Raw genomic sequence first — 13,792 nt, forward strand, 5'->3', positions numbered from 1 at the left:
ACCCACTATTAAATTTCTAATTCCCCGATTGATTTCAAGAAGCTAATTTCTCTTAGCTTATAATTAATTTTTGAATCAATCAATTCACTATAAGCTTTTTGCCAAAATGCTTGAGCATCCAACAATTCTGTAGTACTAGCCAAGTCTTCGTAAAAACTATTCTGGGTAAGCTCCATATTTTCATTTGCCTGCTCCATTGAAATTTTTGCCAGTTCTATTTGCTGATATGCCTCCTGTAATTTAAAATACGACTGCTGTACATCAAGACTGATTAAATCTCTGCTACGATCCATTTCCAACTCTTTTTGCTTGCTTTTAAATCGCGCAGCTGCAACTTTATGCTTCCGTTCCTGCCAGTGAAAAACCGGAACAGACAAATTCGCCTGTACCGCAAAAAACTGAGTAGAACCAAGCAAATTTCCGACACTACTCATGTTGCTATATGATGCACCCACTCCCAGTTGAGGCAAATAATCTGCTTGAGTATGCTTCACCTGTTCTTTTGAAATTTCAACTTGTTTACCCAACATCAAAAGTTCTGGTCTTTGATTTAATGCTTTTTGCATGTAATCAGCATCAATTGCATTTTGAGTGATTGCAATGGTTGTATCTGTAGCAATAATTTCGCTCCTTAAATTCTTCCCAACAACCTGACATAAAGACATTTTTGATAAAACCTGTAGGTTTTGCACTCTAAACAAATCCAACTTAGCTTGATTCAATTGAACCTGAGCTTTTAACAATTCATTCTTAGTTGTTATTTCCAAATCAAATGCATTTTGCAGATCCCGAACCAAAGCCGAAAGCAATTCTACATACTTAGCCGCTAAATTGGCTTTTTCATTAACAGAAACAAGGTTCCAATATGCTTGATCTGTTTCTAATAAAACATCTGACGCCTGCAAACTTCTGTTATAAGTGGCAATCTCTTTTCCCATCTTAGTCATTTGATAAGAACTTCTGATTTTACCACCTAAATAAATTGGTTGTGAAAGAGTTAAACTGGCCGAAAAGAAATCAATATTTCCCATCTCCACATTAAATCCAGGAAAGTAAACGTCGCTCGTCCCACTAAAAATTCCTTGCTGTGCCTCAGCTAAGCTATTAGCTGTTGGTAAAAATGAACCGGGCAAACTGATATTATCAATATCATGATAATAATTGTACGACCCGTTTGCTTTTAAACCCGGTAAAAACTGTGTGTACACAAATCGAACATTCGACTCATTTTCAGCAATCATTTCATCAGCAATTTTAATTTTCTGATTGTATTCCAATGCCAATGTGCGACTCTCGCTCAGTGACAACTCCTGAGCTTTTCCCTGAAAAGCTGTCAGGGAAAAGATCAAAAGACAAAATATTTTATTTTTCATATGATTATAGTTGTATGTTCTTGCCATATGGAACTTATCCTGCCCGGATAATCATCTCCTCGTGTGTCTCAATCGCTTTGGCATGAACGTTTCATATCTGCTAACACTTATAATTCCATTACGCTTTTTGTTGAAACCCTGTAAAAAATCGCGTACAAAACAGGTACAACAATCAATGTAATAAGGGAACCAATCAATAATCCAAACATGATGGCTACTGCCATTCCTCCAAATAACTCATCACTGATTAAAGGAATCATACCAAGTATGGTTGTAAAAGACGCCATTAGTACCGGACGCAGTCTGGAAACTGCTGAATCGATAATGGCCATTAAAATTTCTTTTCCCTCACTTATGTCCTGATTTATCTGATCCAGTAAAACCACAGCATTTTTAATCATCATCCCCATCAGTCCCAGCGTACCAATTATTGCCACAAAGCCAAAAGGTTTCCCGGTAAATAATAAACCATAACTCACACCAATAAAAGCGAGTGGAAGAATGGCTAAAATAATAATTGGTTGTCGGAAATTATTGAACAGCATCATGATAATTATTACCATTAACAAAAATGCCAAAGGCATAAATTTATTAATACTATCTTCTGCATCAACGCTATCTTTATGTTCTCCTAACCATTCTAAATCGTATCCTTCGGGCAAAGGAATTCCTTCAATCTTTTTATGGAGATTCTTAAATGTATCTGGTGCATTATAGCCTGATGCCGGATCACATTGAGCCTTAATTGCTCTTCGACGGTCGTAACGTTTAATTATTGGATCTTCAAAATCAATTTTAATATCCGAAACTACCTGACGCAAAGGAATACTATGGGCTACATTCCCCCAAACAGGCGTATTCTCCAAAGCCTCGATGTAATTGTCCGCCTTCGCTTTTGTTTTCAGAATAATCGGCATCATATCGTCACCCTGATAAAAACGTCCTATTGGTAAACCATCAGTGGCGCAAGCCAATGCATTCGACACATCGGAGCGGGAAATATTAGTTACCCGTGATTGTGCCTGCGAAAAAACAGGATTCCAAACCTTAACAGGATTTTTCCAGTTATTGGTTACTTTAGCTGCTGTAGGTTCTGCCGCCATAATTTTTTCCGCCTGATCGGACAAATCTCTTAAAACCTTAGGATCCGGTCCTGAAAACTTAGCCTCAATCATATATTCTGCAAATATCGGAGAATAGTATTTTACACGACATCTTGCCGAGGAGTAATTTGCATCTAAATATTCCTGAACCTCTTTCCCTAATCTTTTTGTTGCTTCATAATCCTTTGTATCAATTATCAATTCACCGTAATTTGAATTATTATTTATAAAAGGACGAACCAATGTATATCGGGCAGGAGTTGCACCTAAACTAGTTGTTACATTTAGTACATCTTTTTGTTTAAGTAAATACGCCTCAACCTCACCAAGGTCCTTTTCTACATTTTCAATATCAGAACCTACAGGTAAATAATACTCTACAATAAACTGATTGTACTCCAGATTTGGCATAAACAGTTGCTTCACATTTTTAAAAGCAAATATTGATGATACAAATACCAACACCGTAAGTGAAATAATTAACGTTTTGTGCCGCAAAGAATATTTAACAAAACCACGGAAATATTGATAGAATTTTCCACTGTATGGATCTATATTATCCCCTTCATTTTTACTGTATTTCTTACCTTTCAAGAATAAATCGCAGAAATAAGGAGTTTGAGTTAAAGCCAGCAACCAACTTAAAAACAAAGAAATTGCAATTACCTGAAACAAACTGGCACAAAATTCACCTGTGCTGTCCGGCGATAAATAAATTGGCAAAAAGGCAAGTATTGCTACTAAAGTAGCTCCGAGTAATGGCATGGCTGTTTGCTTAGATGTCCTTACCATAGCCTCTTTCCGCTGAATCCCTTTTTTGAGATCAACCAAAATACCATCGGCAATAACAATAGCATTATCTACCAACATTCCCATTGCAACAATAATCGCAGCCAAACTCACGCGCTGCAATGCAATGTCAAAACTAAGCATTACAATAAAAGTTCCTAATATGGTAAATATCAATCCACTACCAATCAAAAGACCTGTTCTGAATCCCATAACCAGAAGCAAAACAATCACCACAATTAAAACCGATTCAATTAAATTCACCATGAATTGCTCTATAGCAATACTTACACGATCCGGCTGATAAAAAACGCGGTTGATATGTATTCCAACAGGAACATTCGTCATTAATTTATCAATCTTTTCCTGAACATGTTCTCCCAATTCAATCACATTTCCACCCTTATCCATGGCGATTGCCAAACCAATAGCTGAAGATTGATTGTACTTCATTTTATTGGTGTATGGCGTATAGGAATCTTTCTTAATATCAGCAATATCTTTTAGAAAAACTGAATTCTTACCACTGCCCGAAATCAATAAATTCTTTAAATCATCAAGCTGATGGAAACTCCCATTCGAAGCAATTCTTACCCGATTACTCCCAACTTTAAAAGTACCTGGATCAACAATTTTATTTTGGGCATCAAGAATTTGAATCACCTTATAGGGATGAATACCCAAAAAAGCCATTTTTTCCTGAGAGATTTCAATATTAACACAAGACTGCTGTTCTCCAAATAAATTAATTCGTTTCACTCCAGGCACAAGGAGCAGCTCTCTCTTCATGTATCGGGAATAATCCTGTAACTCCTCATCAGAAAAACCATCTCCGCTCAAAGCAAGAAAAATCCCATAAACATCTCCATAATCATCAAATACCATTGGATGAGATACTCCTGATGGTAAGTAAACACTTACATCATTCACTTTTCGACGCAGAATATCCCATATTTGAGGAAGATCTTTAGTTCGCACCGATGAAGCAATTTCTACAGTTATCTCTGAGTATCCTGCCATCGACCTGGATTCGATACAATCTATGTTATCCATAGATTGAATGGCTGTCTCCAAAATATCTGTAACCCGCAATTCTACTTCATGAGGAGAAGCTCCCGGATACTTAGTAATTACCAAAGCTGATTTAACACTAATTTCGGCATCTTCAAGCTTTGACATTTTTAGAAAAGAAACAACACCTCCAATTGCAATAGCAATCAGCACAAAAAGCAATACCTTCCGATGATTCAATACAGCCTCTGTAAAATTCATAACTGACCTCCGATATTAGAGTTTGACTTTTGAAGTAATTGCTTTACTTTTTGACCTTCACGAAGACTATTAATACCAGCCGATACAATCAAATCCCCTTTTGAAATGCCTTTAATGATGTTAATCATTCCCATGGAATCAAAACCTTTCATCTGCACCTCTTTGCTTTTTACGCAATTCGTGCTCTCATTGTAAACCCACACATACGATTTTCCCCCTTTACTAAAAACAGACTCTACCGGTACTTTACAATGTATAGTAGTTGTAGCTTTCAATTTTGTGGTAACACTTGCCACCATTCCCGGAACAATTTGTTTATTCTGAGTATCGATTTTCAATCTCATCCTAAAAAAATTATCTCCGTTTGGTTTTTTTTCTATCTCAATTAATTTCAAGTTAAAATCAACATTGGGGAAATTTTCGAATTTGGCATTGAAATCTGTAAATAATTTATTTTGAAAAAAATCATTTTCGCTTAAGGCAACAGAAACTTCCAAATTACTTAAATCCAAAAGAGAAACGATAGGCTGACCTGCAGCAACTTTCTCGAAATTCTCAGCATACATAGCTTGTACATATCCAGAAAACGGCGCGTAAATCTTTGTATCTTTCAATGCATTTTCAGCAGCTTCTTTTCGAGCTTTTGCCAATTTATATGCCACTTGAATTTGATCATAGACACTTTTCGAGGTGCTTTTTTTCTCGTACAATGCAGTATATCTTTCGGCCTGAAGTTTTGCATTCTCAAAATTAGCATTGGCCGATTCCAATTGCACCAGATAATCACGTTCATTTAACGCAGCTACTAAATCGCCCTTTTTAACAAACTGTCCCTCGTTTACATTCAAATTAACAAGGGGACCTGGAATTTGAAAGGCTAATTTTACTTCTCGTGATTCTTTAACCAAACCAGTAAACACTTTAACTGATTCATCAGCATTGTTCTCAACCTTATATACCTTTACTGGCTGAATTACTTCCGTTTTGGGCTCCGCCTTTTCATTACATGCAAAAATCCCAACCGACAATATTGCCGTTAGAATTGACATCTTCATTAATTTCATTAGTTTCATCATTTTTGTTTTGTCGCATGTGAACCTAAATGGTTCACTTAGTTCATTTTAATCAAAAAAAATAACAGAAGTACCACTACTTCCTTTTATTACATTTTTTACAATACATCATAAATAGGCAGTACAAACGTAATTTAAAATTATAAAGGTATGCCTATGCCCCTAAATGCAGTAATAAATACTGCTCGCAATCGCCTAATTATTTCCTCCTTAGAGTAATCACTTCTAATATAAAATTCATTTAGAGCTTCCAACGATTCTAAAAAATAATCAACCTCAATATCCGATCTTATTAGTTTACTATTTTGCCATGATACAAATCGATGATGTATATTTACAATCATCTCATCATAATTAGTTTCAACATCCTTCTCTATTAATGGATATTCCTTGTAAATCTGGTCTATTAGAATCTTCTGACTCTCAATAGCATAATTAAAATAATTGTCCAGAAACTGATTTGTTGCAATTACGGGATCGTCCTGTCTCATAATCGGATCTAAAACAGCAACTATATTTACTTTGAAAATCTCAAGTGCTATCTCCCGAATTAAATCCTCTTTCGATCCAATAATCTTATACAATGTAGCTTTTGCCAATCCACATTCACGAGCCAACTCAACCATATTTAATCCTTTAAGACCAAATTTCAGTATCATGTCCATTGCTACCGTAGTAACCCTTTCCTGAATTTCTATCTTATCTGATTTTGCCATAGTTGAACTCTTTTGGTATTTTGAGTACAAATATATATATAAAAATATATTCATCCAATATACTTTATTGATTTTTAACGATTATTTAAAATTGCAATCTAAACAGAGTTTGTTTGTTTGGTATTGATTTAAAAGATATCGTACCTCCATGAAGTCTCATTAACTGTCTTGAAAGACTTAACCCTACTCCTGATCCATCCTTTTTTGTAGTAAAAAAAGGAACAAAAATCTCTTCTTGAAGATCTTTTTCGATTCCACATCCATTATCTTCAACTTCGATAAAACTCCTGTCTTCTTCATTTCTACCAATGCGAAGAATTATCCTCCTATTCTCAATTCCTCGAAATGCCTGAGTAGAATTCGTCAGCAAATTGATAATAACCTGATCTAATAAAACAGGATCAACATTTAAATCAACTTTCTTTTCCCTGCAAATCAGATCGAATTTAATGTCTGAACTTTTAAACTTTTCAGAAAATAAATTAGAAATCTTTACGATTCGTTCCAGAATATCAATTCGCTGAATATTTGGCTTTGGAATTATGGCAATATCTCTAAACCGATGAACAAAATCCAACAAGCCCTTAATTCGTTCATCGATAATTTCCAGTCCGCTAACTGTATCAGATATCATCTCTGTATCAACCTCTTTATTGGAAATCAGCTCATTTGTATCATCATCGCGATAGAAATCAATTAAAGTAGAAAGAGATGAATTTACCGGACTGATAGAATTCATAATCTCATGTGTTAGGATTCTAATTAATTTCTGCCATGAGTCCAACTCTTTATCATCCAACTCATTTTTAATATCTTGAAAAGATACGAGCGTTAAGTTTTGACCGGACATTTTCAATTTAGTTGCTTTCACAGAAAGCTGAATCATTTCATAATTTCGGTAAAGAGAAATCAATTTTTGTTCAGATGGCTCTAAATTTAATATCAAATCCGAAATTCCTTCCTGAATTCTATCCAAATGCTGGATATAAAATAAATTAGCCTTATTAAATATTTCCTTTGCTGCTCCATTAAATAAAAACACCTTTCCTTTTTCGTTGAAAGAAACCAATCCAACTCCAACATGCTCCACCAATACTTTGAAATATTGATTTCTGTTTTCATTCTCAATTTTAATATTTTGTATGCTTTTATTAATCAGATCGAATTGAGTGAATAATTGATTATAACCTAAATTTGATCTCCTGTTTTGAAATTTAATACTGGTATCATTATTTCGAATTGCTTTAAAAAAATTTTCTAAATCCTGATTTACAGCATTTAACTTTCGGATAAAGAAGTAAATCTGAATACTTAAAATGATTAGTAAATTCACAATTACAAGTACATCTTTATAGTACACCCAAGCCAAAGCCAAAAAAATACAGTTAACTAGTAAAGCAAATACCCGAACAATTATTACAATCGTTAATTTTGGATAAATCATATTTTAGATTTTAAGAAATATTGTATTTCTCAATTTTACGATACAATGTCTGCCGGCCAATATTCAATTCTTTAGCGACACTGCTAATATTTCCACGATTCCTTTTTATTGAATTTACAATAATCAACCTCTCAGCTTCATCCAAACTTATAGGACTGTCTCCTAGCTCAATACCTGAATTTTGTTTTTCCAAAAGAAAATCTTCCGGGCTCAGTTCTCCCTTATCATTTAAAATAACAGCCCGTTCCATGCAATGCCGGAGTTCACGAATATTTCCCGGCCACAAATAGTTTCGTAATTTATCTTTCGTTTCAGGTCTTAACTTCAAGTCTGCTTTTCCATACTTCTCAGCATAGCGTTTTAAAAAGTGTTCTGCAATTGTAATGATATCATTCCCCCGGTTACGAAGAGGTGGCAGCTCAATCTGTATGGTATTAATACGATACAACAAATCTTCTCTGAAATTTCCTGCAATTATCATTTCCTGAACATTTTGATTGGTTGCACAAATCAGGCGAATATCTACATGATCTTCCCGGTTTGAACCTAAAGGGGTAACTTTTCTGTTTTGCAATACAGCTAACAACTTTGCCTGCATGGCTAACGACAAATTACCAATTTCATCCAAAAAGAGACTTCCTCCGGAGGCAGATTGAAAACGTCCTTTCCGATCTTCTTTTGCATCGGTAAAAGCACCTTTTACATGACCAAACAATTCACTCTCAAAAATTGATTCACTTAAAGATCCCAAATCTACCCCCATAAAAATTTCATTTCTCCGGGCAGACATCAAATGAAGTTCTCTGGCAACCAATTCTTTTCCTGTACCATTTTCACCAAGAATAAGAACATTAGCATCTGTATTTGCTACCTTTCTAATTGTTTCAAAAACAGGTTTCATAGCTTCCGAATCACCAATTATTTTCTCGAAACTCTGATTTAAATCCTGTTCCAAAAACTGTTTTTGATTTTCTAAACTTTCAACTTTTTGTCTTGTTTGATGCAATTCCACACCACTTTTAAGTGTTGCAAATAGTTTTTTATTATCCCAAGGTTTCAAAATAAAATCAGCAGCTCCGTCTTTCATTGCATTCACTGCCAGATTAACTTCGGCATAAGCTGTAAAAAATATTACTACCAAAGTCGAATCAATCTTCAATATCTCCTTCATCCAAAACAAGCCTTCATTCCCATTGTTAATACCTGTTGAAAAATTCATATCAAGAAGTACAACATCAAATTTATGACAGGAAAGTAGATTGGGGATTCTATTCGGATTGCTGCAAATAATCACCTCATCGAATTTGCGCTTCAAAAACAATTGAAGAGATTCCAGAACACTCTTGTTATCATCAACAATTAATACGTTACCTGCTTTTTTCATTTTTCAAAAAGATTTACTCTTTCGTTATTCCAAATTTAAAAGTAAATCAAATTGATCAACTAAAAAACCAATTGTTCCATTCTGATACATCTCTTGGATGATTTTGTGACACTTTGAAACCTTAATAACGACTACAAATAACCACAAGAGTCTCACTATTATATGATTATGAATATTGGTATGAAAATAGCTTCCAGCATCAATAATTATTAAAAACACAAAGCCATGATAAAAACTGAAAATCTATGTAAAACATTCAGAACTGAAGAGGTAGAAACTTCGGCTCTTTCGAAGGTGAATTTAGAAATTAAAAAAGGTGAATTTGTTGCTATAATGGGTCCTTCAGGATGTGGAAAATCAACATTATTAAATATTATTGGATTATTGGACAACCCAAGCCAAGGCAATTTTAGATTCATTGAGAATGAAGTATCTCACTACTCAGAAAAACAAAGAACGAAACTGAGGAAAGAAAATATTGGATTCGTTTTTCAAAGTTTTAATTTAATCGATGAATTAAGCGTTTATGAAAATGTAGAACTTCCATTGATTTACCAAAAAGTGCCTGCTGTTGAGAGAAAATTAAAAGTAAATGAAGTTTTGAAACGAGTTCAGATCGAAAATAGAAGTAAGCATTTTCCTCAACAATTATCTGGCGGACAACAGCAAAGAGTTGCCATCGCCAGAGCTGTTGTTGCCAATCCTCATTTAATTTTAGCTGATGAACCAACAGGGAATCTTGATTCTGCTAACGGCAATGAAGTTATGAACTTACTTTCACAGCTTAATGACGAAGGTACAACCATTGTGATGGTTACGCATTCGAGCTCCGATGCAGAAAGGGCAAGCAGAATAATTCAATTATTCGACGGACAAATTGTGAGTGAAAACAATAAATCCAAAATAGCAGCGCCTGCCAATGCCGTTTCCTTTTTATAATTTAGACAATTCAAAATATTAAAACCCATATCATGTTTTTCAACAACCTTAAAATTGCCTATCGAAATTTAATCCGCAACAAAGGATATAGTTTTATTAATATATCAGGGCTGGCTATTGGTATGGCCTGTACTCTGCTTCTATTATTATGGGTAAATCATGAATTTAGCTACGATAAATTTCACAAAAAAGAAAAACAACTTTTTCAGATTGTAAACTGGCAAACCTACAGCGGACAAGAATACGGATGGCCTAACATACCGGGGAAACTTGTCGATTTAATGAAAGAAAAAACACCTGAGATTGTACATGCAACAAACTACGATCCTTGGGGAGAGAAAAGTTTATTGAGTATAAACGGGAAAAAGAATTACGAGCGAATTTTTCATGCAGACGCTGATTTCTTTCAGATGTTTTCATTCCCGTTACTAAAAGGAACAGCCGAGAAAGTATTTGAAGATCCATATTCAATCGTTATTTCAGAGAAATTCGCTAAAAAATACTTTGGCAATGATGATCCCATTGGGCAAGTAATTAAACTAAACGAAAAATACGATATTACTATTACAGGCGTATTAAAAAACCTCCCATCCAATACTATTTTTGATTTTGATTTGCTAATGTCATTCGAATTTAAAAAGAAAGATTGGACCGGCTGGGAAAGCTGGGGTAATCATTCCTATTCGGGATTTGTAGAATTGGATGCAAGTACAGACCCTGATGCAGTAAGTGAAAAACTAAGTACTTTCTATGTTGATAATGTGGAGGCTGAATCTACCGAAAGAATATCGCTTTTTCCGGTAAGTAAAACACATTTATACTCTTTGGAAGGAAAAGAAACCAACTTAAAAAACATCCGCATATTTTTAATTATTGCCTTATTTATATTGCTGATTGCTTGTTTTAACTTTATGAATCTTTCTACTGCAAGAGCATCCAAAAGGGCGAAGGAAATAGGTTTAAAAAAGGCTATAGGTTCTTCTAAACCACAATTAATCTGGCAATTTCTTTTTGAGTCTGTACTGGTTTCATTGATCGCAATCAATTTTGCAATTATATTGGTTCGGGTATTTATTCCTGAATTCAATAACATTCTGGGACAGCACCTGCAATTAGATTATACAGATTGGAGATTTCTAAGCATCATGATTTCTGTAGTATTATTCACAGGACTATTTGCCGGAGCATATCCTGCCTTTTACATTACCTCGTATAAAACAATTGAAGTTCTGAAAGGAGTTACAAGCTCTGGAAAAAAAGCTACGGCTTTCCGAAAAGTATTAGTCGTTCTCCAATTTACATTAACTGTTTTTCTACTTATCAGCACTCTTACCATTACTCTTCAAACAAAATATTTGAAAACAGCTTCGACCGGCATCGATAAATCGAACGTTGCTTTCGTGGTGTTAAATGGAAATATGAATGAAAATCTTAAAAGCATAAAAGAAGAGTTAATGATTGATCCTAGTATTCTAAGCTCAACTTTTGGTTCTGATCTTCCAATAAATCTTGGCAGTAATGGTGGCGGATATGAATGGAATAATGACGAATCAACTAAAGATGTTTTGGTTCACATGTATTTTTCAGATCCTGATTTTATAGATGTATACAAAACCCCATTAGTTGAAGGTCGTTTTTTTAACAAAGATAACTTTGATGCCGATTCTCTTACGTTAGTGATAAACGAAACATTTGCTAAAATGATTGATAAGAATTCGGTTATTGATAAGACCATTGTGCATTGGGGATCAAACAAACGAATAATTGGTGTTATAAAAGATTTCAATTATAGAGGTTTACAGCAAAAAATTGGACCAATGGCTTTTATTCCTTATAAATATTATAATTTTTTGGCAGTTAAAATCGAAACAAACAGTAACAGCAGAGCCTTGGCACGTATCGAAAAAGTATGTCAAAAATACAATCCGGGATTTCCTACAATTATTAACTTCTTAGAAGATAATTACACGTCCCAATATAAAGAGGAAGAGAGTACAATTGCTATTCTAAAATACTTTTCAATTTTAACCATTTTAATTTCGTGTCTGGGACTTTTCGGACTAGCTTCATTTATGTCCGAAGAAAAAACAAAAGAAATTGGCGTTCGGAAAGTTTTAGGAGCCACTGTCAGCAATTTAATAACACTCTTTTCCAGAGAATTTACCAAATGGGTAGTTCTTGCAAATATTATCGCCTGGCCTTTGGCTTGGTATTTTATGGACAATTACCTAAGCAAATTTGCCTTCCGGATTGATATGCCTTGGTGGGTATTTTTATCGGTTGCCATGTTAGTTTTTGCAATTTCTATTATTACTGTAGGATATCAAAGCTGGAAATCGGCTACACAAAACCCGATTAAAAGTTTAAAATATGAATAAAATTAAATCAAAAATCATAGTTTATTATTAACCAATCCTTTCAAACACAAAAAACCGCCTTTTGAATAAATCGGGAGGCGGTCTTACTATTCCTATTTATAAATTTATATTACATCAACATCGCTTCAAAATTATTTACCAGTTGGTCAAAATCCGAATAAACTTCCTTTGCATGTTTTATAGTTTGAATTTTTATAAACTCTTTCAATTTTTGCTTTCCTCCTTTATTGATTAAGAATTCAATAAAAGCCGCTCCTACCGGATAGCTCAAATCTCTTTCATACTTGGTAGGTTCTTCCCACAACTGCAACAATGAAAATTTATCCTTTGGAACTCTAAGTCGTGCAATTTTCAATAAATTCTGATCCATTTGATCAAAATACATTCCCAAACCTTCCTTGATCAACATGGTCTTGAACTTTGGTTGTACTGCCATCTGACAAAGCATATGGCAAAGTTCGTAATCATTCGACTCATTGTATAGCACATTCACGATACGAAGATCCGAATTTGAGAATCCAAGAGGACGACTAAACTTTCTAAATGCCTCATTTCTATCGCTCCACACAAAAAAGTCTACTTTTTTAATTGGTTCAGCATCGAGAGTTTCTGCAATTCTTTTATAGTTAAGATCGTTTCTTGCAATAAATTCACCAACATTCTCCAATTTATTTTTATCCTGAAAATGAAACCGAATATTCTCCGATTCTACCACTTCCCATGCTTTATAATAAATTCCTGTTTGAAACAAGCTCAAATATTTATCCGCATAATTGGCAGCCTCTTTTGATTTTCTGTCATTCTGACATTCCTTTAATAGTTTTACAGCTCTTTGCTCTTCACCATTTATAAAATAACATTTTGCCAAATAAGCCTTACTAATCTCTTTTACATCACCCGATACAGTTGCCGATGTGATCGTTTTTTCCAAATACGGGATTGCGATTGTGAATTGCCTGGAATCAGTGTAGGCTCGACCTAAAATAGAATTTAAATCCGGATCTACTGAATTTCCCTGCAACATAGACTGAGCTTTCTCAATTACCTGATCGTATTTTTCTTTCGAGAATAATTTTTTCAACTCCTTATTTTGACTCATTGAGCTAATATGGAAAATGATCAGCAGTAGTGTAACAAGTATTCTATTCATGGTATAAATAAGATTTAGAGCAGGCAATTTAAAGGAATAAATTGATTAACAAAATTAGCATTTAAAGAACTTTATCGATTATTCAATTATCGTTCCACAACTTGCTTATAGAAACGAACCAAATAAAAAAGTTCATTTCAAAGGCATTTTGAACCTTCTTAATGAACTTTT

9 protein-coding genes are annotated in these 13,792 nt (G+C 34.3%); 2 read left to right on the forward strand and 7 right to left on the reverse strand.

Translation table 11 applies throughout. The features are described 5' to 3' along the window. Positions 1-8: 8 nt before the first annotated feature. The 6 genes from ACKU4N_RS16385 to ACKU4N_RS16410 form a co-directional block, all read right to left on the reverse strand. Positions 9-1,373 carry a TolC family protein gene (locus ACKU4N_RS16385; protein WP_321318181.1) on the reverse strand — a complete coding sequence of 455 codons (1,365 nt, stop codon included), beginning with the start codon at positions 1,371-1,373 and terminating at the stop codon, positions 9-11. A 107-nt stretch (positions 1,374-1,480) separates the two neighbouring features. Continuing rightward, positions 1,481-4,537: an efflux RND transporter permease subunit gene (locus ACKU4N_RS16390; protein ID WP_321318182.1), complete on the reverse strand. Its 3,057-nt coding sequence runs from the start codon at positions 4,535-4,537 to the stop codon at positions 1,481-1,483. After that, positions 4,534-5,601, reverse strand: coding sequence for an efflux RND transporter periplasmic adaptor subunit (locus ACKU4N_RS16395; RefSeq protein WP_321318184.1), 1,068 nt, complete (start codon positions 5,599-5,601; stop codon positions 4,534-4,536). Before ACKU4N_RS16395 ends, ACKU4N_RS16390 begins: the two co-directional genes overlap by 4 nt. Positions 5,602-5,750: 149 nt before the next feature. Beyond that, positions 5,751-6,326 (reverse strand): TetR/AcrR family transcriptional regulator, encoded by a 576-nt coding sequence (locus tag ACKU4N_RS16400; RefSeq protein ID WP_321318186.1) that lies wholly within the window; start codon positions 6,324-6,326, stop codon positions 5,751-5,753. Positions 6,327-6,411: 85 nt separating this feature from the next. Then, on the reverse strand, positions 6,412-7,770 hold the full coding sequence (locus ACKU4N_RS16405; protein WP_321318188.1) for a sensor histidine kinase: 1,359 nt from the start codon (positions 7,768-7,770) through the stop codon (positions 6,412-6,414). A 10-nt stretch (positions 7,771-7,780) separates the two neighbouring features. Beyond that, a complete protein-coding gene (locus ACKU4N_RS16410) occupies positions 7,781-9,154 on the reverse strand; it encodes a sigma-54-dependent transcriptional regulator (protein WP_321318190.1) in 1,374 nt (457 codons plus the stop codon). 225 nt (positions 9,155-9,379) lie between these two features. On the opposite strand from ACKU4N_RS16410, the gene ACKU4N_RS16415 reads away from it, so the two are divergent. Together ACKU4N_RS16415 and ACKU4N_RS16420 are read left to right on the forward strand one after the other, a co-directional pair. Beyond that, a complete protein-coding gene (locus ACKU4N_RS16415) occupies positions 9,380-10,093 on the forward strand; it encodes an ABC transporter ATP-binding protein (protein ID WP_321318193.1) in 714 nt (237 codons plus the stop codon). A gap of 32 nt (positions 10,094-10,125) precedes the next feature. Then, on the forward strand, positions 10,126-12,471 hold the full coding sequence (locus ACKU4N_RS16420) for an ABC transporter permease (protein ID WP_321318195.1): 2,346 nt from the start codon (positions 10,126-10,128) through the stop codon (positions 12,469-12,471). Positions 12,472-12,580: 109 nt separating this feature from the next. Here the strand turns inward: ACKU4N_RS16420 and ACKU4N_RS16425 are convergent, their stop codons facing one another. Continuing rightward, positions 12,581-13,621: a hypothetical protein gene (locus ACKU4N_RS16425; protein WP_321318197.1), complete on the reverse strand. Its 1,041-nt coding sequence runs from the start codon at positions 13,619-13,621 to the stop codon at positions 12,581-12,583. Between the last annotated feature and the right edge of the window lie 171 nt (positions 13,622-13,792).

Source organism: Labilibaculum sp., assembly GCF_963664555.1.
GTDB lineage: Bacteria > Bacteroidota > Bacteroidia > Bacteroidales > Marinifilaceae > Labilibaculum.

Excerpts from the sequence above, each read along its gene's own strand:
- ACKU4N_RS16400 (WP_321318186.1), bottom strand. The coding sequence starts at position 6,326 with ATGGCAAAATCAGATAAGATAGAAATTCAGGAAAGGGTTACTACGGTA.
- ACKU4N_RS16405 (WP_321318188.1), bottom strand. The coding sequence starts at position 7,770 with ATGATTTATCCAAAATTAACGATTGTAATAATTGTTCGGGTATTTGCT.
- ACKU4N_RS16415 (WP_321318193.1), top strand. The coding sequence starts at position 9,380 with ATGATAAAAACTGAAAATCTATGTAAAACATTCAGAACTGAAGAGGTA.
- ACKU4N_RS16395 (WP_321318184.1), bottom strand. The coding sequence starts at position 5,601 with ATGAAATTAATGAAGATGTCAATTCTAACGGCAATATTGTCGGTTGGG.
- ACKU4N_RS16390 (WP_321318182.1), bottom strand. The coding sequence starts at position 4,537 with ATGAATTTTACAGAGGCTGTATTGAATCATCGGAAGGTATTGCTTTTT.
- ACKU4N_RS16410 (WP_321318190.1), bottom strand. The coding sequence starts at position 9,154 with ATGAAAAAAGCAGGTAACGTATTAATTGTTGATGATAACAAGAGTGTT.
- ACKU4N_RS16420 (WP_321318195.1), top strand. The coding sequence starts at position 10,126 with ATGTTTTTCAACAACCTTAAAATTGCCTATCGAAATTTAATCCGCAAC.
- ACKU4N_RS16425 (WP_321318197.1), bottom strand. The coding sequence starts at position 13,621 with ATGAATAGAATACTTGTTACACTACTGCTGATCATTTTCCATATTAGC.
- ACKU4N_RS16385 (WP_321318181.1), bottom strand. The coding sequence starts at position 1,373 with ATGAAAAATAAAATATTTTGTCTTTTGATCTTTTCCCTGACAGCTTTT.